This is a genomic window from Asticcacaulis sp. P2_B1, assembly GCF_056404915.1.
The window spans coordinates 168115-192963 of sequence record NZ_JBFUDD010000014.1 but is presented as its reverse complement, the minus strand read 5'-3'; the positions used below and the strand labels follow the sequence as shown (position 1 = coordinate 192963).

At 58.0% G+C, this 24849-nt stretch carries 20 protein-coding genes and 1 riboswitch; of the genes, 12 read left to right on the top strand and 8 right to left on the bottom strand.

Annotated elements, in window-relative coordinates; translation table 11 throughout:
- The first annotated feature begins 103 nt into the window (after positions 1-103).
- Positions 104-197: riboswitch (TPP riboswitch) on the top strand.
- Between the two features lie 55 nt (positions 198-252).
- The 6 genes from thiC to AC1DX3_RS21250 all read left to right on the top strand — a co-directional run bounded on the left by thiC (position 253) and on the right by AC1DX3_RS21250 (position 7252).
- Positions 253-2118 (top strand): phosphomethylpyrimidine synthase ThiC, encoded by a 1866-nt coding sequence (gene thiC, locus AC1DX3_RS21275; RefSeq protein ID WP_476991351.1) that lies wholly within the window; start codon positions 253-255, stop codon positions 2116-2118.
- Positions 2119-2584: 466 nt separating this feature from the next.
- Positions 2585-3166 carry a hypothetical protein gene (locus tag AC1DX3_RS21270; RefSeq protein ID WP_476991350.1) on the top strand — a complete coding sequence of 194 codons (582 nt, stop codon included), beginning with the start codon at positions 2585-2587 and terminating at the stop codon, positions 3164-3166.
- Positions 3159-4313 (top strand): hypothetical protein, encoded by a 1155-nt coding sequence (locus tag AC1DX3_RS21265; RefSeq protein ID WP_476991349.1) that lies wholly within the window; start codon positions 3159-3161, stop codon positions 4311-4313. Before AC1DX3_RS21270 ends, AC1DX3_RS21265 begins: the two co-directional genes overlap by 8 nt.
- A 16-nt stretch (positions 4314-4329) precedes the next feature.
- On the top strand, positions 4330-5595 hold the full coding sequence (locus tag AC1DX3_RS21260; RefSeq protein ID WP_476991348.1) for an HD domain-containing protein: 1266 nt from the start codon (positions 4330-4332) through the stop codon (positions 5593-5595).
- The gene (locus AC1DX3_RS21255; RefSeq protein WP_476991347.1) at positions 5583-6746 is read left to right on the top strand and encodes a DNA methyltransferase; all 1164 of its coding nucleotides are present in this window, start codon (positions 5583-5585) and stop codon (positions 6744-6746) included. The genes AC1DX3_RS21260 and AC1DX3_RS21255 overlap by 13 nt, the downstream gene beginning before the upstream one ends.
- Positions 6725-7252 (top strand): AAA family ATPase, encoded by a 528-nt coding sequence (locus AC1DX3_RS21250; protein ID WP_476991346.1) that lies wholly within the window; start codon positions 6725-6727, stop codon positions 7250-7252. The genes AC1DX3_RS21255 and AC1DX3_RS21250 overlap by 22 nt, the downstream gene beginning before the upstream one ends.
- On the opposite strand, the gene AC1DX3_RS21245 is transcribed toward AC1DX3_RS21250, so the two are convergent.
- The gene (locus tag AC1DX3_RS21245; protein WP_476991345.1) at positions 7194-8657 is read right to left on the bottom strand and encodes a TRM11 family methyltransferase; all 1464 of its coding nucleotides are present in this window, start codon (positions 8655-8657) and stop codon (positions 7194-7196) included. The genes AC1DX3_RS21250 and AC1DX3_RS21245 overlap by 59 nt on opposite strands.
- 462 nt (positions 8658-9119) lie before the next feature.
- On the opposite strand from AC1DX3_RS21245, the gene AC1DX3_RS21240 reads away from it, so the two are divergent.
- A complete protein-coding gene (locus AC1DX3_RS21240; RefSeq protein WP_476991344.1) occupies positions 9120-9251 on the top strand; it encodes a hypothetical protein in 132 nt (43 codons plus the stop codon).
- 210 nt (positions 9252-9461) lie between these two features.
- Positions 9462-10163, top strand: coding sequence for a hypothetical protein (locus AC1DX3_RS21235; RefSeq protein WP_476991343.1), 702 nt, complete (start codon positions 9462-9464; stop codon positions 10161-10163).
- Here AC1DX3_RS21235 and AC1DX3_RS21230 read toward each other — a convergent pair.
- From AC1DX3_RS21230 to AC1DX3_RS21220, 3 genes are all read right to left on the bottom strand, one after another.
- Positions 10160-10384: a hypothetical protein gene (locus AC1DX3_RS21230; protein WP_476991342.1), complete on the bottom strand. Its 225-nt coding sequence runs from the start codon at positions 10382-10384 to the stop codon at positions 10160-10162. The genes AC1DX3_RS21235 and AC1DX3_RS21230 overlap by 4 nt on opposite strands.
- 136 nt (positions 10385-10520) lie before the next feature.
- Entirely contained in the window at positions 10521-12617 is a 2097-nt protein-coding gene (locus tag AC1DX3_RS21225) for a catalase (RefSeq protein ID WP_476991341.1), read from the bottom strand.
- A 102-nt stretch (positions 12618-12719) separates the two neighbouring features.
- A complete protein-coding gene (locus AC1DX3_RS21220; RefSeq protein ID WP_476991340.1) occupies positions 12720-13520 on the bottom strand; it encodes a M12 family metallopeptidase in 801 nt (266 codons plus the stop codon).
- Positions 13521-13579: 59 nt separating this feature from the next.
- Between AC1DX3_RS21220 and AC1DX3_RS21215 the strand changes: the two genes are divergently transcribed.
- Positions 13580-14065, top strand: coding sequence for a polyhydroxyalkanoate granule-associated phasin (locus AC1DX3_RS21215; protein ID WP_476991339.1), 486 nt, complete (start codon positions 13580-13582; stop codon positions 14063-14065).
- Positions 14066-14068: 3 nt separating this feature from the next.
- On the opposite strand, the gene AC1DX3_RS21210 is transcribed toward AC1DX3_RS21215, so the two are convergent.
- From AC1DX3_RS21210 to AC1DX3_RS21195, 4 genes are all read right to left on the bottom strand, one after another.
- Complete coding sequence (locus AC1DX3_RS21210) at positions 14069-15337, bottom strand: DUF3422 domain-containing protein (RefSeq protein ID WP_476991338.1); 1269 nt, start codon at positions 15335-15337, stop codon at positions 14069-14071.
- 90 nt (positions 15338-15427) lie between these two features.
- A complete protein-coding gene (locus AC1DX3_RS21205) occupies positions 15428-18007 on the bottom strand; it encodes a glycosyl hydrolase 115 family protein (protein WP_476991337.1) in 2580 nt (859 codons plus the stop codon).
- A 2-nt stretch (positions 18008-18009) separates the two neighbouring features.
- Complete coding sequence (locus AC1DX3_RS21200) at positions 18010-18813, bottom strand: GDSL-type esterase/lipase family protein (RefSeq protein WP_476991336.1); 804 nt, start codon at positions 18811-18813, stop codon at positions 18010-18012.
- Between the two features lie 40 nt (positions 18814-18853).
- Positions 18854-21259 (bottom strand): glycoside hydrolase family 3 N-terminal domain-containing protein, encoded by a 2406-nt coding sequence (locus tag AC1DX3_RS21195; protein WP_476991335.1) that lies wholly within the window; start codon positions 21257-21259, stop codon positions 18854-18856.
- 197 nt (positions 21260-21456) lie between these two features.
- On the opposite strand from AC1DX3_RS21195, the gene AC1DX3_RS21190 reads away from it, so the two are divergent.
- From AC1DX3_RS21190 to AC1DX3_RS21180, 3 genes are read left to right on the top strand one after another with little or no spacing between them, the layout of a single operon-like run.
- A complete protein-coding gene (locus AC1DX3_RS21190; protein ID WP_476991334.1) occupies positions 21457-22593 on the top strand; it encodes an endo-1,4-beta-xylanase in 1137 nt (378 codons plus the stop codon).
- Entirely contained in the window at positions 22590-24266 is a 1677-nt protein-coding gene (locus AC1DX3_RS21185; protein WP_476991333.1) for a glycoside hydrolase family 43 protein, read from the top strand. The genes AC1DX3_RS21190 and AC1DX3_RS21185 overlap by 4 nt, the downstream gene beginning before the upstream one ends.
- A 49-nt stretch (positions 24267-24315) precedes the next feature.
- The gene (locus AC1DX3_RS21180) at positions 24316-24849 is read left to right on the top strand and encodes a carbohydrate binding domain-containing protein (protein WP_476991332.1); all 534 of its coding nucleotides are present in this window, start codon (positions 24316-24318) and stop codon (positions 24847-24849) included.

Below are 24849 nucleotides of genomic sequence, written 5' to 3'. Positions count from 1 at the left end.
GCTGCGATGGCGAAAAACTTCCCGCCCACGATGGGGGGACGCTCCGAATGACACTTTCCCCCCTTGACCTCGCCACCAACACGCCTATGCTCCGCCGCAGTTATTGAGTTCACCGGGGTGTCCTGTAAGGGGCTGAGATAAAACCCGTCGAACCTGATCCGGATCATGCCGGCGAAGGGAAGTGGATGTTTTGACGGGCACCTCACGCCCGTAAACCCGCGCAAATCCTTTGCCCAACACAGGACTTGCGCCATGAACAAACCCCTTATCCGCGAACCGATCAAGGTCGCCAACACCCCCCTTCCCGGCTCGACCAAGGTTTATGAACCCGGCCGCCTCTTCCCCGACATCCGCGTCCCGTTCCGCGAAATCAGCCTGCACGAGTCGGCCAAGGAACCGCCGCTGACCGTCTACGATTCGTCCGGCCCTTACACGGATGCGAGCTTCACGCCCAATATCGAACAAGGCCTGCCGCGCCTGCGCGAAGCCTGGATCAGCGCCCGCGGGGACGTCGAACACATCGAATCGCGCGAAGTCAAACCCGAAGACAATGGCAATGTTTCGGCCGGCGCCCTGGCCCCGCAATTCCCCAATCTCCCCAAGGTCCTACGCGCCAAGGACGGCAAATCCGTCACCCAATATGAATATGCCCGCAACGGGATCATCACGCCGGAAATGGAATACATCGCCATCCGCGAAAACCTTCGTCGTCAAGAATTGGGCCGGGCTGAACTCGGCGAACACCTGCGCGATGGCGAGGATTTCGGCGCCGAGATCCCCGACTATGTCACGCCGGAATTCGTCCGCTCCGAAGTCGCCCGCGGCCGCGCCATCATCCCGGCCAATATCAACCACCCCGAAGTTGAGCCGATGATCATCGGCCGCAACTTCCTGGTCAAGATCAACGCCAATATCGGCAATTCCGCCGTCACCTCTTCCATGGAAGAAGAGGTCGAAAAGATGGTCTGGGCCATCCGCTGGGGCGCCGACAATGTCATGGATCTGTCGACCGGCCGCAATATCCACAATATCCGCGAATGGATCATCCGCAATTCGCCGGCGCCGATCGGTACCGTGCCCATCTACCAGGCGCTGGAAAAGGTCAATGGCGTCGCCGAGGACCTGACCTGGGAAGTCTATCGCGACACCCTGATAGAGCAGGCGCAACAGGGCGTCGACTATTTCACCATCCATGCCGGCGTGCGCCTGGCCTATATCCACCTGACCGCCAAGCGCGTCACCGGCATCGTTTCGCGCGGCGGATCGATCATGGCCAAGTGGTGCCTGGCCCACCACAAGGAAAACTTCCTCTACACCCACTTCGAAGAAATCTGCGACATCATGCGCGCCTATGATGTCTCCTTCTCGCTCGGTGACGGTCTGCGCCCGGGATCGATCGCCGACGCCAATGATGCCGCGCAATTCGCCGAACTCGACACCCTGGGCGAACTGACGAAAGTCGCCTGGGCCAAGGGCGTCCAGGTCATGATCGAAGGCCCCGGCCACGTGCCGATGCACAAGATCAAGGCCAATATGGATAAGCAGCTGAAGACCTGTGGCGAAGCCCCCTTCTACACCTTGGGGCCTTTGACCACCGATATCGCGCCGGGCTACGACCACATTACGTCCGCCATCGGCGCCGCCATGATCGGTTGGTACGGCACGGCCATGCTGTGCTACGTCACGCCCAAGGAACATCTCGGCCTGCCCGACCGCAAGGATGTCAAGGACGGCGTCATCGCCTACAAGATCGCCGCCCACGCCGCCGACCTCGCCAAGGGCCATCCGGGTGCGCGCATGTGGGACGACGCCATGAGCCGGGCGCGTTTCGAATTCCGCTGGGAAGATCAGTTCAACCTTGGCCTCGACCCGGAAACGGCGCGCGCCTTCCACGACGAGACCTTGCCCAAGGAAGCCCACAAGACGGCGCACTTCTGTTCGATGTGCGGCCCGAAGTTCTGTTCGATGAAGATCAGCCAGGAGGTCCGCGACTACGCTTCCAACATGACCGACAACGAAAAGCTCGACCTCGAGGCTGAAATCGGCATGCAGCAGATGTCGCAGAAATTCAAAGAGCTGGGTTCGGAGATCGACGTACCGGCCGTGCCGGCGGAGTGATTTAAGTTATGGGGTGTGGGGGCTGTGTCCCCACGTCTTCTGCTGTATATGGCAACGATAGCTATCGGCCGCTACCCAGACGACCATCGCCGCAAAGCATGAGACCGCCCCAACGATATGGCATGCCTAAAATCCTAGGTGCGCCCAGCCCACGATCTGGTTAGGGCGACCTCGCGTCACGATGCCGACATGCACCCGACCGAGAAGACTTGTTGGCTGATGCAATTGTTTGTCGGTGGGACAGATCGGATCAATCATGCGAGCGCCTATCTGGTAAGTTTCGTGCAATGGACGGGAGCTAACCATTGCTCCGAAACAACTTATGGCAGATATTGCGCTGAATCGTCGTAGTGAGTTAAGATAATCGACGCCGCACATAGGCCGCAAATTGCTAAATCATTGTGTTTCCATGTTTTCTGGCGGGCGAGACTCGACGGCAGCGGTCGTGCGCCTAAATGAAAGATCAATGTCCCAGACCCTCGTCACCATCTGTTCGGACCACTTGGTGGGAATAAACTCGGTGAAAAAGCGACTGCTAGAGTTGAAACGCATTCTCCCTCCGCAGACCGAATGGCGATTAATTCGCCAACCGAGAGAACTTATGACCGACACGTCATTCTATCAAAAGACTTGCCTGCCTTGTCATCATGGATATGTTGTCGTTGGCGCGATTACAGCGTTTGCGTTAGGCGCAGAAAGGCTGTCATTCGGTTACGCCGGCTACCAGAATACCTGGCCGGAGCAAACACCGTTAGCTGTCGAAACGTTATCAAATACGCTGGCTGCCTACGGCATAACATTAGATTTGCCTGTGTATGCGGTAGGGTCGCGCTCCGACGTTGAAGCCGAGCTCATAGCTGCCGGGCTCACTCCGCACGCGCTAGAACAAAAGTGTCTTCAGCAAGTGCAAAACATTGAACTTACACCCGATGTCCTTGCAGCACAGATACACAAATGGAATAGCGCGATCAAAGCCTCTGTTGCGCTAGCCAACTTGATTGAAGTTCACACTGTTCGGATCGAGACGCTGGAGAATTTCAATGGGTAACGATATAGCCAAGTTTTTTTACGGAATCTGGGTTTCACTTAAAACGATCTATCTGTCGGTGGCGCCGTCAGATGTACCGACGGCCGCGTGGGCAGTTCTGGGGGCTACGGCCGCGTTGCTGGCATTTATTGTAAGTGTCTACACGCTGGTTGGCAGTGAAAGAAAAGCTCCATACATCATCAATAAAGCTTTCGGAATTTTTTTATGGTCACTGTTGGGAGGGGGATTTGACGCACTGGCAGCCGTCACAACTTGGCGTTTCCCACTTTATTTAGGATCACTTATACTTCTGTTCGCATTTGGCATGTCCTTTATGCAAGTAATGAGAATATCAAGAAGATTTATTCAATTAAATGATAGCATTTCTCTCAAGCATACGGGCGCCCTTCGCACATTGAAAAGGCTGTGGCGAAAATTATCCAGCAACAAACTATATGAATATAACGCCATAGATATACCCCCCGCTTCTATTGACAATATTCGTGCCGCTATATCCGCAACCTTTCCAAACGCATCTATGTCGCCCGCACATGTCGGCGCCAAAGTTGTCTCCATGGCGATCGCGCTCGATCGTCACGACCAGGCCAACGATGCACTGGCATTGTTAGCCGTTGAGTTTTTGAAGGGCGGCAACTACGTGCAATATATGACCGCTTCACGTCATCCAATTGAATTTATCGAATATTTGTCCCAACAATTACGCGCCTCGGGTAGCGACCTTGCTCAGTTCGCAAGCCAAATCATCGTTGTTGATGCTTATACCCCTCACTTCGGGTTTGTTGATTCCATATATGATAAGGCCACGCACAAAATTACCAATGATCATGGCGTTAAGTGCCTGAAGTCGGGAATTAGTTACGCGGGCATTCACTCAGCGTCCGGAAAAGCATTTAACGCGGTCAAGAAACAGTCAGCCCCCCGTGCTCCCCGCAAACCGACGGCCGTCATTTACGAAAACATGTACGCTTTGGCGGATCTGGAATCTTCCGAGCAATACCGTGTATTCCTTAGACATGTAATGCCGTCCGAAAGACTGTGGGGTGGTATGTTCACTGTCTTTTCTGAGGTTTCTCCCGACGAAGGTGATTGGAGAATCCTGTCCTCCTATGCTAGCGTAAACGTTGACCTTCGAAAGTCCCCTCCGTAGTGTARGGTGCCTCGTTATGGCAATCCGAAGCGTCTTTGATGCGCTATACGGCTCGATCTCATTTGATGATGATCTGGCAACGCTTATTTCAACGCCGATAATTCAAAGGCTTAGACACGTCCGCCTTTCGAATATCGACTCGTTGAGCATGCCCGGAATAGCCAATTCGTCGCGCTACGAGCACATATTGGGCGTAGCACATTTGGCAACCGAGTTAGGGGTTACAAAACGCCTGCTTCATATTGAACGAACAGGTCTTGTTGCTGCTGCGGCACTTCACGACTGGGCCATTACAGCGTTTGGCCATCTAGTTGAAGAGGCCTATCAGTTCGCAGGGACAAGCTTTAATCACGAAGAAAAGCTGGCTGAAATTATTTCCGGAAATGCTCCTGATGATCTGGGTGGCACTAGTAGACAAATTCTTTTCGGACGTCCAACCGGGCTTCCGGAATGGGCGCGTCGCGTCGCTGGCAACGATGATGATGAACTAATAAAAGTCATTGTTGATAATATCCGGGGTAAAGGGCGTTACGGGAAAGTTATCTCTGGCGATATCGATATCGATAATATCGACAACGTCTTTCGCGTGGCACATCATATTGGTATGGCAATCGACAAGAAAGTACCGTTACATTTAGCGCGATCTATCACTGGTGTGGATAGCAATACCGGAACTCCAATATTTGCATCAAATGCCACTGAAGCACTCGCAGCATGGGTCGATCTCCGTTCTGAAGTCTATTCAATGCTGATGCCTGCGGAGTATGATTTTGCTGGCAAGATTATGCTTTTGTCTGCGGCCGTGAATGCCATTCAGACCGGCGTGCTTGCGGACGTTGACTGGAGTATGACCGACCATGAATTTTTGGCCAAAATGCTTTCTTCGGTAGATCATAGAATTTCTGGAACGACCGAGCGGTGGCTATGTGGGGAACTGTGGGACATTTCACCACTTCATTGGTTCGAAGGCGCTCGTCCCAGCTTTCCAAAGCTCCTAGCATTTTCACAATTGATAACTGAGCGGTTGGGCCGGCATTGTTTCGCATATGGTATAAAAGATAAACGCAATAGAAAGCTCAATATCCAGTTGGATAACGGCGACACTCTGGTGATGGGAACTTCATCAAACCAATGGCTATTTGGAAACGGCTCTGCCAAACGCTTTAGCATTAAGGAAACTGCTGAAATCATTTCTGTAGCCGAAGAATTTTTTAATACTCGGGAGATCGGTCCTTATCACAAGATAGCGGAAGGCGTAGATAGTCAGTTGTGCTTACTTTGAATGCTAAAAAGCTAGACAACGACAACATCATAGAACGCTTAAATCGAGTGAATTGGGATTTTCCTCGATCGAAGGTGGATGCCGACACGCTTCACGGCATGCATTGGTTTGCTGGTAACTTTATTCCTCAAATCCCGGCATACTTAATGCAAATTTTGTCGTTGCCTGGAGATATCGTGCTCGATCCATTTGGTGGCAGCGGAACAACAGCACTTGAAGCAATTAAGGTCGGCCGTGACATCATTTCTGCTGATCGTTTAGAAATGTGCACTTTTTTGGCGTCAACAAAGCTCGCCATAGCTTCATCTCCGCCATCAAGAACTGATATTGCAGCAATCTTAGCGTACTTAGCTTTACCAGAATCTCGTCCACAGTCTTTACTCGGTACAGGCTTGGAGGATTGGTATTCTAAAGACACACTTGGTGAACTAGGATTTATCAATGAATTGATTTCAATCTGTAATCACTCAGTCCGGCCTCTCTTAGAAATCATATTTTCCAATACGTTGTTTGCCTGCGCTTCGCCGGGCGAGTCAGTGACGTCGACAGGATTGCCTCGTCGTCACCATTGGGGCTGGGTTGCAGACAACGTCATTCCAAAATTAAAAAAATATCATTCGGCCGCGGCGTTCTTCCAATATGAACTGATTAAATTTCAGACCGCTCATGACCTATTTCACCCAATGAATGCAAGGCATTTGACGATTCGGCATGATGCTAGATGCATGCCGTTTAGAGATGAATCTGTCGATTGCATAATTACTTCCCCCCCCTACATCGGCATGATTGACTACGCCAAATCACATCGTTTGACTTACATGTGGAAGGGGTGGGATATTTCCTCAGATAGAGGCGATGAGATTGGCGCGCGGTTCAAAAGGAGCAGGCAATCGATCCTCGCCGAATATCTGGACGACATGAGCAGATGCCTAAACGAAATGTCTAGGGTAATGCGTCCGGGAGCCTACTGCGCCCTTATAATTGGTGAATCAAGAGCGTTTGGTGGGACAGTTGAATCTGTTCTAACTAAAACAAATCCAAATTTTAAACTCATATGGGGGCCGAAAAGCCGCACGCCATCACGAAGGCGGGTTTCCGACAGACTAGGGAGGGAGGCATTGGAACAGATATGCGTATTCCAGAGGCAATGATAATAGCAATCTATGGAGGCTCCGGAACCGGCAAGACGTCGGTCGCGAGAGCGATGGCCTCCAAATTGAAAGTCCCGCTACGTGAGTGCGGCGAAGCGGTAAAATTATGCGCTAAGTCTCTGGGTATTTCTTTTGCGCAACTTTCCTCAGATCACCATCGAGCCATAGACGAAGAAACAAAGGAATGGGTGGCGGCGCAAAAAGGTATATGTTTAGTTGAAGGAAGATATCTCAATTACGTATTGTCCACGCTCAAAGACCTGAGCGGCTTAAAAATGGTTTGTTTGCAGACAAGTTACGAACAACGTGCCGCGAGAGTTTCAATGCGGTCGCGGGCTGATATTACTACAACTCAGATTCAGCAGTTCGATCGAGATGACGAACAATTTTGTATTGATACGTATAATTTAGGCTCATGTCTTCAGCCAAACATCAGATTTGACAACACTACCTTGGATATAGATAGTTCCGTGAATTTCTTAATTTCCGAAATCTTTCTACAATAAGATCAGATTGAGATAATTCGGCTCCGTTTGATCTCGCGACAACAATTTTCTCTTCTCGCATTGTCGATGTGCTGTCATTTCTACTAGGCATTCGTTTGTGGTGAATCTGTCGAGATAAGCAAGTAAGAATAGCGCACCCCCTAGCTTCTAAAAGTTCACCCAGTATTTCGTCGGTGGGAACTAGGTTGCCAGCGAGGCTACGATTTCCCACAGTCCATACCATATAAGCGTTCGTAGCCAAGAGTGACGAAATACTGTTCAAGCTTTCCGAAAAATCTGCATAAAAGCTTAGCAATCTTGTTCGAGCGTCATTGGGGGCCAAGGGTAGTTTCTCCGATATTTTTTTTAGGCYGGGGGATGCTTCGAATAACGCATCCAAAGCGTCAGGTATTTTCCGCAGACGCCCCCCCAAGCTCCTGGCATCTATTTCTGCAGTGCTACGCAGCGCACCTAAATCAACTCTAGGATCGATGTCAGCGAAGTCGATCCAGTTCAATGGCAAATAGGAATGCTGACCATAAGTAACAGTCGTCCTATTATCGCCGTAGGGAGGAGATGTCATGAGCAAGTCGAACGGCTTTTGTTGGTTCCAATCTTGCGACAGATCAGTCCGAATATCGGCAAGTTGGACGTGAGTTTCGGAAACGTAGCGTCCTTTTTTCAGGAGGTTATTTTCGCCCAAACTATGCCTAAACGCCAGTAAGCTCTTGATGCTACGTTCGCCAATTTCCCGAAACATTGAAATTGGAGATAACACCCGACGTTCAATTTCTGGCGCCGCTCGAGTGTGCAGCTTATAAGTAGACGTTCGGTCATTGCTCGTGAGACGTACGGTTTCTGCCAGTGTCACCCACAGAAAACGGCGAATCCAAAGGTCATCAAACCTTCTTATCACTCGGCGGAGACTGGATAACTCCCGAGCGACTTCGGGCTTAAACCACTTTTCTACCGCTTTCATATCAGTTTCAATTGTCGATAGCTTATCTTCCCGGGCTATCCTTGCTACATCTTTACAAGCCTGATCAATGTTTAAGTTTATCGATTGCGAAGTTCTCACGCGACTGATCAGTATCGCAAGCGGGTTTATATCGTTGCCGAATGTGTTTAACCCAAAGGACATACCGGCCACCAATGAAGTTCCGGAGCCTACAAAGGGATCATAAAGGGAATTTATATTCGGTTGCGCCTCCAATAACACTTGTAAGAGGCGGCGTTGAACAACAGGTACCATCATCGCTGGATATTGAAATAAACAATGCGCGCTGTCCGTCCTATCGCGCGCCTTTGAGCTCCAAAAATCGGAATCCTCTTTGTGTTCGTCCAGCAAATTTATTAAAAGGCGGTCGACGTCTTTTTGCTCTCCAATTGGTGACGAGCTGGCCTTGTTTCCAAATTGGTCGGCCATAAAATTTTGTCTCCGCAGATGGATTTTCCATCAAGCCATGCTGATGCCAGTGCGCCAAATTCTACGCGCCAACACTCCAAACGAATTGGAAAACAAATATCATTAACTAATTATTAAGCAATTATTTGTCGAAATTTATCTGTTAGCGAATTTCGTAAACTTGAGTAGTTGAGAAACCGCACTCCTTCATCTATTCGCAGAAAAGGCTTAGGAAGTGCCGAGCACCAATCGTTTCACACGCAACTTGCTTTTTCCCCAAACACCGTCTATATAACCCTCGTCAACGACGATAATCCGGCGGGTTTACGAACACCTGCCAAGGCACGCGCCGCGTGCAGAGCGAGTTTCTCCTCATATCCAGTTTGATCGCCCTGGCATCGGCCAAGGCTGCATCCGGCTATTGTTACCAATCGCCTACCACAAGAAAGACCGTCCGGAAAAAACCGGCGGCCGAGGACTATTATGAATACCTATACCCAAACCACCCACGCGCCCCAGCGCCCTACCCACACCACACCCGCCAAACCAAAGCCGGCCCAGCCCCTGTTCAGCCGCCGCGAAGTCCGCAGGCTCGTCGCCGCCATGATCGGCTAACGGCCACCTATTACCGTATATCGACCCACTGCATTAATTTCTAAAAACTGTTATAATTCAATGTTTTTAGCTGTGCTATGCAGCGCCTTGACTACTGCATAGCGTCGCCACAATATGCGGTCATATGATCCCGCCGACATAACAGGGTTTGTAAGTTGTAAGCCGCCCGCCACGCCCCTACCCTGAGCCCCATCATCCGGGGTCCATGCCATGCGTCTTGCCACCACCGTCGCGGTTTGCGCCGCCCTCGTCCTCGCGCCGGCTGTTCAGGCGCAAACACCCTTGCCGCCCGACTTTACAGCCTGGGTCGACGAGACCATCCGCCTGCGCCACGAAGCCCGCGACATCCACGACGCCGCCCATCTCGACATGGAAGCCGGCCGCTTCACCGCCTTTTGCGCCAAGGTCAAACAGGAAGCCGCCGACATGACCCAGGCCGCCGCCTATTCCGCCAGGGTCCTCGAAGCCGTCCAGGCGCAAAACTCGCCGGAACTGGCGGACTATCAGAAGTTCAAGGCCGATAACGACCAATGGGCCAGCGAAGCCAATGACAGCGTCGCCAACTGCTCGACCGCCATCTATACAGAAAACGGCGTCACCCATCAGGGCGACCATGCCATGTCGCCGGAATGGCAGACCTATTATGACGGCGTCATGGCGGAATACGACCGGATGATCGCGGCGGCGTCGGATTACGCCAAGGGCGCCCAGCAGGCTTACAACAACGGCGATTCGATGTGTCCCAATCTCAAAGAGCTTGTCACCGCGGCCGATTACGCCAATCAGATGGCGGACGAGGTCCGCGACTCCCTGACCGCTTCAGGTATATCGACCACCGAGTTCGACGACTGGGTCGCCGGCAATAACAGCCGCATCCAGCCCTGGCGCGACAAATACGCTGCGGGCTGCTAACCCACCCGCCTGTGATCCGGCACCTGACGCAGATTATAGATAACCGTGATGCGCGGCGCTTCGGGATTGACGGGCAAGGGATTGGCGTCCTCGTCGTACAGCCACGCGTCGATGGCATAGATGGCCGGCTTCAGCCGCTTGCGGATCACCAATTGCGGCCGGGCATAACCCACGGCCTCAACCCAGCAGCAATCGAAAAGCCTGACCGTTACACGCGCCACAACACCTACTCCCTGACATCATGAGCGGCGTTTTGCGCGTCCCCGGTTTCCTTTTTGTTCCTTCGGGGAGTCGGTCGTCAAGTCCTTTTTCAAAAACGGGGTTCGGCCACGCGGATTGTCCGCGTGGCCGTCATCCTTAGGCGAGCATGCGCACCTTGGGTTCGCGGTCCCAGTAACGTTTGGTCCCCGCCTTGGCCAAATCGCCGAGCCCGACCACGCCTGCGTCCGCTTCGACCCCGGCCTTGTCCAGCAAGGGCTTGGCGGCGTCACTGAAGCCGATCGCTTTCAAATGCCCGAAGGCATCCATCACCCATTGCACCGCGGCGGCCTCTTTCAGCAGCATGGCCGTGCCGTCTTTCGACAGCACCAGCGCCACGGCATCGTAGAGCTGCGATGGCGAGCCGGCCAATTGACCGTCCGCCTTCATCACCGTGCCGTCGGACAGTTTCGCGCCGCCGACCTTCGGCGCCACGATCACCGCCTTGGCGCCGGCCGCGTCCACCGCTTTCTTCACGGCCGCCACCTCGCCGGCATCGCTGCCGTCGGCGATCAGGATACCGACCTGACGGCCCTTCAGGGTTTCGACCATCTTCTTGTGGATACTCAACGCATCCGACGCATCGAGCTCGACCCGTTCGCGCGCCGCCGGATTGGTCTTGGGCAGGGCGATCCCCAGGCCGGCGGCCACACGTTTGGCCAGGCCGTCGTCGACATTGCGCAGATTACCCACCATTCGCGCCTGCACCGGCGCGATCCCGACTTTCGACAGTTCGAAGGTAAAGGCGGAAGCGATATGCGCCTGCTCCGACTCGGTTTGCGACAACCAGAACAGCCGCGCCTGGCTGTAATGGTCGGCGAACAGCTCGGCGCGGATACGCAATTTCGGCCCCTGCTCATCGCGCTCGGCCCGTCCCTGGAAGGTGGTGAAACCGGTCGCCGGACATTCGCGCGGCCCGCCGTCCTCGCCGTTGTCGCTTAAGCTATTCGGCTCATAATTGGCGCGGCCCTTCGGCACTGCCATCTGCATCTGACCATCGCGCTGGAAGTTGTGGAACGGGCACTTCGGCGCATTGATCGGCAACTGATGGAAGTTGGCTGTGCCCAGACGCGACTTTTGCGTATCGAGGTAGGAGAACAACCGCCCCTGCAACAACGGGTCATTGCTGAAGYCGATGCCGGGGACGATATTGGCCGGGCAGAAGGCCGACTGTTCGGTTTCTGCGAAGAAGTTATCCGGGTTGCGGTCCAGGACCATCCGCCCGACGATCCGCAGCGGCAACACCTCCTCGGGGATCAATTTGGTCGGATCCAGCACATCATAGGGCAGGCCGTCGGCGAAGGCCTGGTCGAACACCTGCAGGCCCAGCTCCCATTCCGGGAAGTTGCCAGTGTCGATGGCCTCATACAGGTCGCGGCGGTGATAGTCGTTGTCGGCGGCTTGCAGCTTCAGGGTTTCGTCCCATACCGTCGATTGCAGCCCTAGCTTCGGCCGCCAATGGAACTTGACGAAGCTTTCCTTACCCTGCGCATTGACCATGACGAAGGTGTGGACGCCGAAGCCCTCGATCATGCGCAGCGACCGCGGCAGGGTGCGGTCCGACATCGCCCACATCAGCATGTGCGTCGTCTCCGGCAACAGCGAGGCAAAGTCCCAGAAGGTGTCGTGGGCCGACGCCGCTTGCGGATAGGCCTTGTCCGCCTCCATCTTGACGGCATGAACCAGGTCGGGAAACTTGATGGCGTCCTGGATGAAGAAAACCGGGATGTTATTGCCGACCAGGTCCCAATTGCCTTCCTGGGTATAGAATTTCACCGCGAAGCCTCTGACGTCGCGCGGCGTGTCGACGCTGCCGGCGCCGCCGGCGACCGTCGAAAAGCGCGTGAACAACGGTGTCTTCTCACCCGGGCGCTGGAACAGGTCGGCCTTGGTGATATCCGCCAGGGATTCGTACAGCTCGAAGAAACCATGCGCGCCCGATCCCCGCGCATGGACGATGCGCTCGGGGATGCGTTCGTGGTCGAAATGGAAGATCTTTTCGCGCAGGACGAAGTCTTCCAACAGGGTCGGGCCCCGGCCGCCCGATTTCAGGCTGTTCTGATTATCCGAAACCCGGATGCCCTGATTGGTCGTCAGGTGGGCCTCCTGTCCGGACGGACTGTGCTCGCCGCCCTTATGATGTACCTGTTGATGGGTCTCGCCGCCATTGCCGGTTTTCGTGTCGAAGCTGTCCATGGTCTCGCCTTGTGTGAAATGTCGGCGACAATGGCGACGACGCCGGTAAAGGCACAATAAGAACAGAAGACAGGCCTGTAAGGACTTGATACCGGTCTGCGTTTAATGGCCTGCGGTGCCCTGAAACCGGCTGACGATCGCGGCGTCCATGTGCGAGATCGCGCATTTCTGGCCGACCTTGCGGCAGCGTTCCGGCAGCTTGGCGAATTGCGGCAGACACGATGCCAACGCTGCCTCCCCTTTCGCCGTCAGGGTAAAGATATGCCTCCACCGCGGATCCTCGCGATGGCGCGGCGTCTGGTTGGACAGGTAATGCATCAGCGAGCACGGATCGTAATCCGACGTCATCTGCATCGCCACCTTGGGAAAGGCAAGACGGACGTCGTTGCACACGGCAGTGAACTTCAAGCCGCAATGATCGAGATCGTCCTGCAGAAACGGCGTCAAGGTCAAATACTCATCGCGGTCTCGCCGCTGATGCTCATGCTGCAATCCCAGCACATGGCCGAACTCATGCAGCACCGATCCGTAGGTGGCCCCCGCCTCGATCTTCATATGATTGCCCAGGGGCAAATGCCCCAGGGTCGCAAGCGTCCCGCCGCCATGGCTGGCCTGGATGGCCAGGCTGTCCAGCCGCCCGCCGTCGGCAACGAAAACAACCCCCGTCGCCCAATGCCAGGCGTCCATCGCCTTGCACGCCTTGAAGGCTTGGGACGACGCCGGCCATTTGAGATAACCCAGGCAATCCTGGCGCTTTGTCCCCACGGCCTTCAGCAGTTCGGCGTCGAAATGATAGGCGACCACAGCCTTCGGCCACGGCTGCGCGCCGGTCTGCACGGCGGCCGGGTGGGCCACCCCGGCCAAAGCCAGCCAGGCCATCGCCGTCATCCCCCACCGCTTCATTTTGCCGCCCCTTACGAATAACATGGCTTTCTTATCCTTTTGCGCGCCATGGTAAAGGCATGACTCGCAAACGCACCTTTATGTCCGCCAATCCGTTCTCGATCTGGCTCGACCTCGCCACCCAAACCACAGAAATGATGATGGCTTCGGCCCAGGTCATCACCTCGCGCACCACCCAGATGGCCATGTCCGACATGCCGCCGTCCGACAAGGACAGCAAGGAATTCGCCCTGATGTCGAGCGAGAAGATGGAAGCCGCCGGCGAATCCTTCCTGGCCATGAGCACCAGCATGTTTTCGCTGAGCCCGCTGGCTACGGCCAAGGCCTTCCGCCAGATGTCCGTCATGTCCAACGACATGATCAACCTGGCCTTCAGCCAAAACCCGGCCCAGGCCATGACGCGCAGCCTCAAACTGGCCGGCAGCATGAACCGCGCCGGTAACAGCGCCTCCCGGCTCGGCGGCCACGCCGCCAAGTTGGCGATGGAAGGCCTGCACCCGATCCACAAACGCGCCGTCGCCAACGCCAAGCGCCTGGGTAAATAACGATCATTCTGCGTGAACGCCGATCGACTTCTTGCGGCTATGGATAAACAACCACGCCACGCCGACAATGCCTAGAATGATCGGCGCATACAGCAGATGCAATAGCCCTTCCCGCCCGGCGAACAGCGGATCGATGACATATTTCACCAGGTTGAAGACGTAATAGCTGACGGCAAACACCGATAACCCTTCGACCAAAGCCGACAGCTTCATCTGCAAGCCCGCCCGCATGTCCATGTTCTTCAACAGGCCCTGGTTCTGCACCTCCAGCGATATCGAAATCCGCGCCCGCAACAGGTCGCTGACCCGGCCGATGCGCGTCGACACATCGTCCAGCCGCCGCGACGCCGCCTCGCAGGTCCGCATGGCCGGCTGCAGCCGGCGCTCGATAAATTCCTGCATGGTCGAAAAGCCCTCGACCCGGCTTTCGCGCAGCGACAACAACCGGTCTTCGGTCAGGCGGTAATAGGCCTCGGTGGCACCCTGGCGAAAACGCACGGCATTGACCCTCTGCTCGACCTCGGCCGACAAGGCCATCAGCCCTTCCAGGATCTGCTCCTGCGACCGGCTCTGGCTGGCCATGTCGCTTGTGATCGAAGCCAGCCGCGCCTCGGCGTCCTTTAGCCACGCCATCAATCCGCGCGCCACTGGAAAGCCCAACAGGGCCAGCTTACGGTAATGGCCGATCTCGATCAGGATCTGCAACAGCCGCGACAGCTCGTCGTTCTTCAAGCCCTTGTCCTGGACATAGATGCGCCCGGCTCCGCCCTCGTGCTGGCGGAAATCGCTCCAGATCCGCGCCTTGCCGGCGAAGACGTCGCAGCACACGGCCTGGCTCAGATCGATGACCTTTTGCAGTTGCGCGGGCTTCGGCTCGTAAGGCAAGACAGCGATTTCGACGCTGCGGAAGACGGCCCCGGGCGCCCCTTCCAGCCAGGCAAAATCCTCCGTGCGGATCTTGCAAAAGCCCAACCCGCCCTTGGATTCCGTCGCCAGCTTGACGTCGTTCGTATAGCTGAGATAGGTCGAAAACTCGCCGTGGCGCTCCCACAAGGCGCCGCCGGTAGCATTGACATCGCTGAGCGTCCAGCGCTCGGCGCCGTGCTTGCCGTCCAGGCTGTCGATCCAGTCGAGCTCCGCCTGACGCTCGTCGTCGGCGACCAGGTAAACCCAGCTGCGCACGGCGACCGGGGTCTTGAAGACGGGAATGGCGCGTTCGTGCATCAGGTCGCTGAGCGAGGCGCGCAAGGGATGGTTGACTGGGCGTGACATGAAGGACTCCGTTCAACCACCTATAGCAAGTGTGCTTGCCGTTGCGTCATCACCTCTGACAACCAAATGCTACAAATGGTCTGACAATAGTCAGGGAACCATCGGGCTTTCCGGCGGACCGAGGTAGGACGGCTTCAGACCACCCGTATCCAGCACCAGTCGTTCCAGCACGACATTGCCGTCGACGCGGAAGACCTTGATTGTATGCGACCCCGCCTTTAAGCCCGGAAACGCCGCCGACAACACGACGATATTGTCGCTGACCGCCGCATTCCACGCCGGCGTATCGGGCTTCAAATCGAAGCTCAAAACCTGCGGCGCGCCATCGTCGATGGCCACCGCGATACGCAAACCACCCCTGCCCCTAACATCGAGCGTCGGCGCCAGATAAAGGTTCAAGGTCGTATCGGCATCATGGCCGAGCGTCACGTCATATTCGAGCCGTGTTGCATTCGACATTCCGGCATCGCTTGGCGCCGCGGTCTGCGGCAAACTCACAACCGAAGACAGAGTCCGCCCAAGATTGGGAATAACCGCCCAACGCACCGGCTTGCGCTCGACCTTGCGTACAAAATGCTCCGCCTCGATGGCGACAAAGCCCCCAAGATCGCTGAACCGCTTGGCCGGGTCGAAAGGCGACGGCACGGGCGTCGGCGCCGGGTCGGCAATCGGCGTCTCCGCCTCCGGATCCGATGCCCCGGTCACATCGGGCATGATGTTTTCATCCGGCTGCTGCCAGCCGGTATAGCCGATGTGGGTCTGGTCCATCATATGGTCCCACTTGCCGTCCATGGTTTCGTTATAGGCAGCGGCCAAAGTGCTGTCGCGGCCGAAAGCCCAATTGGCCGCCGTCGCCTCGTCGCCCGCCGCGGCGGGATTGCTGGCGGCCAGGGCGTGGTTACGCGCCACCCGGTCATAGAGCTCGTAAAGATTAGCGCTGGCGGCGACCGGATATTGCACCAGTTCGAACCAGGCCGCGGCCGTTTCCTGCGGCAGGCTGCGGCCGAGGTCCTCGGCCGTCATGGTCAGGGCGTGATAATCGGCCGTGCGCGCCGACCACTGCGGGTCCTTGCCGAAGACACCGGCATCCAGCAATTCCGCCTTGCGCCGCGCATTGTACTGGCTGTAACGCGTCAGCACGTCGCCGATTTCGGTCGCGTGCTCCGGGCCGAACTGCTGCGCCGCCCACTGTTCTGGATAGGCCTTCAGGGCGTCCGGCGTCATGGCGTCCGGATTCCACGCCATTTCCAGGAAGAAGCTCAGCGGATATTCCAAAGGTTTCAAGTCACCGACATTGGCGATCCACAGCCGGTCGGCGCCGCTCTCATGCGCCAGCTCCATCTGCTGCCAGGTCTTCTCGATCTGGGTGGAATTGACCCATTTGTAATTGCGCGGCCCACCGACATAGTCGAAGTGATAATAGACGCCGTAGCCACCGGCGCGCGGCTGGGCAGCCGGATCGGGCAGGCGCCGGATATCGCCCCAATTGTCGTCGGAAAACAGCAGGGTGACGTCGTCGGGCGCCGACATGCCGTGATCGTAATAGTCCTGGACCTCCTTGTAGAGCGCCCACACCTGCGGCGTTTCACTGGCCGGTTTGCCGGTAACTTCGGTAATGATCTTGCGCTGATCGGCGACGATGGTTTGCAGCAATTGCGTCGCCGTGCCCTCCGTCATGGGCTCGTCGCCATCACCGCGCATGCCGACCGTCACGAGGGTCTCGTAAGGCTTGGCGCGTTCCATGCCGCCACGCCAGAAGGTGCGCAGATTGTCCGCATTCTTGGTGTAATCCCAGGCCCCGCCGGTGACGCCTTGATCCTGATGGCGATGCCATTCCTCTTGCGCCCGGGTCATCGGCTCGTGGTGCGATGTCCCCAGCACGATGCCGTAATCGTCGGCCGTCTTCAGGCTTTCCGGATCGTCGTCGGCGATCGACTTGCCCCACATGGCCGGCCACAACATATTGCCCTTCAGCCGCAAATCGAGCTCGAAGACCTTGGCGTAAAAGTCGTGGTTCAGCCCGCCGAACTTTTCGCGCGCCCAGCCGCCGAGCGCCGGCTCCTCGTCATTGAGGAAGAAGCCGCGATATTTGACCACCGGCTGATCGTGGCGCTGGCCCGCTGTGACGGTAACATCAGTTTTTTGCGCCACCGGCACATCGGCCCACCAATACCAGGGCGACACGCCCATCTTTGCCGAGATGTCATAGGCGCCATAGACTGTGCCGCGGCGGTCGGCGCCGATAATGACCAGGGCTTTGCCGCCGCCTGGCCGATCGATCACCACCTGCTCGTAGGCTTCCCATTGGCCGGCGATTACGGCGGTCGAGATCAAGCCCTGCTCGATCCATGCGGTAATCAGCGGCGAATCCGCCTGGGCGATCACCACGACATCGCCCGTCACGCCACTGAGATCGTGAACCACCGCGGGGGCCGTGTCCGAAACCTTTTCGAGATCGGAGGCAAAGTCCGTGGCCACCCTGGCAACCGCCGGAACGGCGCCGGCGTCGACATACACCGTCGCCGGCTTGCCGTCACGGATCAGGGCGAACCCCTCACCCTTGCCGTCGCATACGGCGACCGGACCGTCACAGGCCAGGGCCGGCAAAGGCGCCACCATCAATACCGCGACCAGCCACAAACCGCCCCGGGTAAAGATGGCGCTTGTCATGGTCATGCCCCCAAAGCCGCAGCGACCGCGGCCAGGGCGACCGGGCCCATGACGTCATAGCCGGCCTTGTTGGGATGAACGCTTTCGCCGTTGATGCCGAGCTCGGTTTTCAGCCCGCCGTCGCCATTGGCCAGGACCGGCCAGTAGTCGCACCAGACATGGCCGCGCGGGTCGCACACCTGCTTGATCCACACATTCAAGGCGCGGATCATATCGACGCGATTGCCGAGATTGGGCTTCCAGGCAAAGCTGGTTGCCGGCGGGACGCTGGCCAGGACGACCTTGATGCCCGATGCCGTCGCCATATTCACCATGGCCATCAGGTTGTTGGTGGTGGCGACGGGATCATAGGGATCGAGGTTTTCGGCGATATCGTTGGTGCCCGCCATGATGTGGACGACCTGGGGCTTCAAAGCCACCACGTCGGCCATAAAGCGCACGACCATTTGCGACGAGGTTTGACCGCCGATACCGCGGCCGATCAGATTGTTCTGGTCGAACCACTCGGCGCTGAAACCCGCCCAGTTGTCGGTGATCGAGTCGCCCATAAAGACAGCGCGCGGTTTGACCGAACTTTTCACGGCATCCTCATTGGCAATACGATAGCGGTGAAGGTTCGGCCAATCCTGGCCGATCGGCGTGACCCGCAACAGGTCCGGATCGTTGAAAGCTTGCAACTGTTGCTGCAGCTTTTCAGCGTCGGGATCGGCCTGGGGCGCGTTTTGCGCCGCCGCCCGGCCAGCCAGGGCAGCAGCCCCGGCTATGACCGCTCCGCCCAGCAAACCGCGCCGCATCATATCCGTCATCCGTCCCTCCAACGCCTGTCCATCCCCGGCGGTGACGGTTTTAAGCGACCGTCAACACCACCGACTTCAGATCGACACTATTGGGTCCGGCGTGAATCGTAAAGGTGCCCGGTTCGACAATGCGCTGCATGTCGACGCCATAGAATTGCAGGTCCTGCGGGGTGACCGTGAAGGTCAGGGTCTGCTTTTCACCAGGTTGCAGGCTAACGCGCTTGAAATGCTTCAGTTCCAGCACCGGGCGCGTCACCGAAGAGACGTCGTCGCGGATATAGATCTGCACCACTTCATCGCCGGCGCGCGTCCCGGTATTGGTCACGTCGACCGACACCACGGTCGAGTCGCTGACGCCAATCGTCGCCTGCGACAACCTCGGCGCCGAAATATCGAAAGTGGTATAGCTCAGGCCGTAGCCGAACGGGAACAAAGGCTTGGTCGAGCCATCGAGATAACCGCGGCGCGCCGTCGGCTTGTAATTATAAAAGATCGGCAATTGCCCGACACCGCGCGCGATCGACACCGGCAACTTGCCGCCCGGATTGGCCCGCCCGAACAACAGGTCCGCCGCCGCCCAGCCGGTTTCCTGGCCCATATACCAGCCCTCGATCAGGGCATCGGCCTTTTCGTTCAACAGATTGACCGACAAGGGCCGGCCATTCAGCAGGAAGACCACGGTCGGCTTGCCGAGCGCAAAGATCGCCGCCGCCAGATCGTTCTGCTGGCCCATCAGGTCGAGCGAGTCGCGGTCGCCGAGGTGGTTGTCGGCCCAGGCTTCGCGCGAAGTCTGCTCGTTGTCGCCCAGCACCATGATGATGGTGTCGGCCGACTTGGCGGCTTCGACGGCGTCGGCAATCAGCTTGGCATTGACCGCCGGATCGGTGAAAATGACATTATCCTGGCCCCAGACATGGCCTTCGGTCAGGCGCACGCCTTCGGAATAGGCAACATCGAAGCCCTGCGCCTTGCCCTCGGCCGTGACGCCTTCCAGGATCGAGACAACATGGCGCGGCACGTCGGAATAGCCGCCGATCGGCGTATCCTTGGCGTGGGTCCCCAGCACCAGAACCTTGCCGACCTTCTTGCCGTCCAGCGGCAACAGGCCGTTGTTCTTCAACAGGACCGGCGTCTTGGTCGCCGCCAGACGCGCCAGGGCGACGGCATCCGGCGTGGCGGTCAGCTTGTCAGCCAGCTTGGCGTCGACATAGGGGTTTTCGAACAGGCCCGATTGGAACTTCATTTCCAGGATACGGCGGACCACGGCATTGATCTCGTCTTCCGAGACGCGGCCGGCCTTGATCAGGTCGAGCAATTTCGGATAGGCGGCCGCGTCCGGCGTTTCGATGTCGACCCCGGCCTTGAGCGCGCGGTACGCCGCTTCGGTCAGGTCGGGCACCAGGTGGTGACGTGAGATCATTTCATTGATGGCGAAATAGTCGGACACCGTCACGCCCTTGAAGCCCCACTCATCACGCAGGATGGTGGTCAGCAGCCACTTGTTGGCGTGCGAAGGAATGCCGTCGATTTCGTTATAGGACGGCATGACGGCGCGGATATTGGTTTCCTTGACGATCTTTTCGAACGGCGGGAAGAAATCTTCGCGCAAGGTGCGTTCCGACACTTCGGCCGGCCCGACATTGGTGCCGTTTTCCGGCTGGCCGTGGCCAGTCATGTGCTTGAGCGTAGCGAACACCTTGTCCTTGGCCAGCGGCAGCGTGTCGCCCATGAAGCCGCGCACGGCCGCCTTACCCATTTCGCCGCACAGATGCGGGTCCTCGCCATAGGTTTCCTCGATGCGGCCCCAACGCGGCTCGCGCGCCACGTCGACCACCGGCGCCAACGCGAAATTGGCGCCACGCGCCCGCATTTCACGCGCCGCCACGGTGAATATCTTGATCGCCATGTCGGGATCGAAGCTCGACGCCAGGCCGATCGCCTGCGGGAACGAGGTCGCGTCCTTGGCGACATAGCCGTGCAGGCTTTCCTCATGCATGATCATCGGAATGCCGAGGCGCGTTTGCTCGACCGCCCATTTCTGCATGGCATTGACGTGGGTGGCCGTCTGGAAGGCGTTGCGGTTGGGTATCCCGCCCGAATCGCCGGCGCCGGTCGTGGTCGCCAGGCCCTGCTGGTCCGACGGCCGCGCCACCATGCCCAAACCGTTGGGATAGACGGCTGTCGCCTTGGCCGGATTGAAAGTCCCGTCCGGATCCTGGATAGCGCCCTTGGCCTGCCAGACGCACTGCATCTGCATGACCTTTTCTTCGATGGTCATGCGCCCCAGAAGGTCGGCGACCCGGGCATCGATCGACAGTTGCGGATCCTTGTACGGCAAGACCTCCTTGATCTTGGCCAGGGCCTCGCCGGCGCCCAGCGCCACGGCAAGCGTGCTGACGCCGGCACCGGCGGAAAAAGCGCGGCGCGTCGCCGACGGCATGGAAATCTTGCTCATGATATCATCCCTGTTTTTTGTCTTGTCGCGCCCCTGCGTCAGTGACGGCGGTCGCTTTGAAGTCACTCTAGTCCGACGCTACAGTCTTGTGAAGGGCCATGGTCTGATGACGACATCTGACCAATTCGTCATTGACGCTGCGCCGGAACGGTGACACTGTTACCGCTAACAAAGAAAAATACAACAGGGAAAATTTCATGAGTCAAATTGCCCCCACCCGGCGTCAGTCCCTGACGGCCCTCGCCGCCACCGCCGCGGCCGCCACACTTCCGTTCGCGGCCATCTCGTCTTCAGCACGGGCCGATGCGCCCACCCCGCTCAAAGATTTGGCCGCTGCCAAGGGCATGCGTTTCGGCTCGGCCGTCGGCGTCCTGAAAGGGGGCTTCAACGATCCCCGCACGCCCGAACTGCTGGCGCGCGAATGCAACATCATCGTGCCGGAAAACGAGCTGAAGATGTACGTGACGCACAACAGTGCGGACGGTTACAACTTTGCCCCCGCCGACATGCTCCTCGGCTTCGCCGAAGGCCACGGCATGGCCATGCGCGGCCACAACCTGTTCTGGGCGCGCGACGAATTCACCCCGCAATGGCTGAAGGCCTACGATTTCGGCCCCAATCCCAAGGTCGCCGCCGAGAAGCTCCTACGCGACTATATCGCTACCATCGCCGATCATTACGGCACCCGCCTCACCTCCTGGGACGTCATCAATGAGACGATCGACCCCAAGACCGGCGAGGTCCGCAGCAACGTCTTCTCGCGCGTCCTCGGCATGGACGCCTTGCGCATTTCCTTCGAAGCAACACGGGAACACCTGCCCAGTACTCAGTTGGTCTATAACGACTATATGAGCTGGGAAGCCGGCAACGAAACCCATCGCACCGGCGTGCTGAAACTGCTGCACTGGTTCCGCGACAACAAGGTACCGGTTGACGCCGTCGGCGTGCAAAGCCATATCGGCAACGGTTTCGACCTGCTGGGCGGCCAGGTCAATGCCTGGAAAGCCTTCCTCGACGAGATCGTCGCCATGGACTACGGTCTGCTGATCACCGAATTCGACGTCGACGACCAGCGCATCCCCACCACCGATATCGCCCAGCGTGACGCCATCGTCGCCACCGTGGCGCGCATCTATCTCGACCATATGTTCGACTATAAGCAATTGCGCGATGTGCTGTGCTGGGGGATGGACGACCGCTATAACTGGCTCCAGGGCTTTACGCCGCGCGCCGACGGCGTGCGTTTGCGCCCCACCCCGTTCGATGAGGATTTCAAGCCGAAACCCTTGCGCGACGCCATCGCCGCCGCCTTCCAGACGGCGCGCGCCCGATGAAAACCCTGACCGCAGCGTTGGCGGCCCTTGTCCTGGCCACGAGTGTCCATGCCGAAGGTGCCGTCTTCAGCGACATTCGCCTGCGCGGCAGCTACCTGGCGGATATGTCCTACGCCGTCCCGCGCAGCGAAGCACCGGACCTCTACACCAATCCGGTCCTGCCCGGCTTCTATCCCGATCCGTCGATCGCCCGTGTCGGCGACGACTACTACCTGATCAATTCCACCTTCGCCTTCTATCCCGGCATCCCGATCTTCCACTCGCGCGACCTGGTCAACTGGACGCAGATCGGCAATGCCATCGACCGGCCCGGCATGCTCGATTTCAAGGGCCTCGGCACCTCGCGCGGCGTCTTTGCCCCGGACATCAGCTATCACGACGGCGTCTTCTATATCGTCAATACCTGCGTCGATTGCGGCGGCAATTTCCTCATCACCGCCACCGATCCGGCCGGCCCGTGGTCGGATCCCGTATGGCTGCCCGTCGACGGCATCGACCCGTCGCTGTTCCACGACGACGACGGCACGACCTATCTGATCAATAACGGCCCACCTGATAGCACGCCGCTGTATGACGGCCACCGCGCCATCTGGATCCAGGCCTTCGACCGCAAGACGCTGGCACTGACCGGCCCGCGTCAGCTCATCGTCAATGGCGGCACGGATCTCAGCCAAAAGCCGTCCTGGATCGAAGGCCCGCACATCTTCAAACACGATGGCCATTATTTCCTCATCGCGGCCGAGGGCGGCACCGGCGACCACCATTCCGAAGTCGTTTTCCGCGCCGACAAGGTCTTCGGCCCCTATGTGCCGTGGACCGGCAATCCGATCCTGACCCAGCGCGATCTCGATCCCAACCGCTCCAACCCGATCACCTCGGCCGGTCACGCCGACCTGGTCCAGACGGCCGGCGGCGACTGGTGGGCGGTCTTCCTGGCAACCCGACCCTATGGCCCGGACCTCTACAATACCGGCCGCGAAACCTTCCTGCTGCCCGTCAAATGGCGGGACGGTTATCCCGTCATCCTCGATCGCAACACGCCAATCCCGCAACAGGCGCAACGCCCATTGGGCCTCGGCACCTCCCCGCCGCCGAACCCATGGTATCAGGACATCCACGGCTACGATCCGCTGACCTGGCTGTCGATCCGTGGTCCGTCCAGCGACTTCCTGACCGTCAGCCCCGACCATAAGACGCTTACCCTGGCGGCGCGCCCCGATGCCCTGGGCGACGTCACCCAGCGCCCCAGCTTTGTCGGCCTGCGCCAGCAAAACAACACCACCGCCATGGACACCTTCGTCACCTTCAACCCTGGCGAAGGCGATCGCGCCGGCCTGGCCGCGGTTCAGTCCGACAACAGTTACGCCTTCTGCGGAGTCACCCTCCGCAACGGCGTCACCGAAGTCATCCTCACCCACCGCGCCGGCCCGTCCGACCCGAGCGACGGCGTCATCCTGGCCGAACAGCCGGTCGACGCCAGCCACGGCATCCATCTGACGCTCGACGTCCTGCGCGGCCGGTTGCGCTGCATGTATGTCGAGGACAAAAACTACATGAAGGCCGACTTCGTTCATTTGGGCGGCGACAGCGACGCCACCTTCCTCAGCACGCAAAAGGCTGGCGGATTCGTCGGCACGATCCTGGGACTTTATGCCTATGGAAAAGCGCATTAATTTATTGTAATCTCTTCCCAAGAGACAAAAAATATCCAGGGAAAAACCAATGAACAGACGCTTTCTGCTGATCGCGGGCGCATGCATGCTCGCCCTTGCTCCCGCCGCTTACGCCGACGACGACATCTCGCAAAAACTGATCAATAACCCCAGCGACGGCTGGGCGGTGTACGGCCCGCAAAGCCACAAACTGATCAAGGATGCCGCCGTCCAGGGCGGCAGCGCCATCGAGGTCAAGGTGCCTCACGACGGCGGCAATCCCTGGGACACGTCCGCCCAGGCCACCATCACTAAAAAGGTCGTCAAGGGCGACAAGATCGTCGCCGCGGTATGGTTGAAGTCGAAAAACGACGGCGGCGCCGCCTCCACCCTGCACATGCGCCTTCAGGTCAATGCGGCCCCTTACAGCGCCTATGGCGAGCAGGACGTCACCGTCGGCGCCGACTGGCAGCTCTATTCGCTGGAAGCCACGGCCGATCAGGACTATGCCGCCAATTCGACGGTGCTGGTCCTGCACCTGAACACCGCCAAGCAGGTCATTGACCTGGGCCCCGCCTTCATCCTCGACATGGGGCCGCAATAA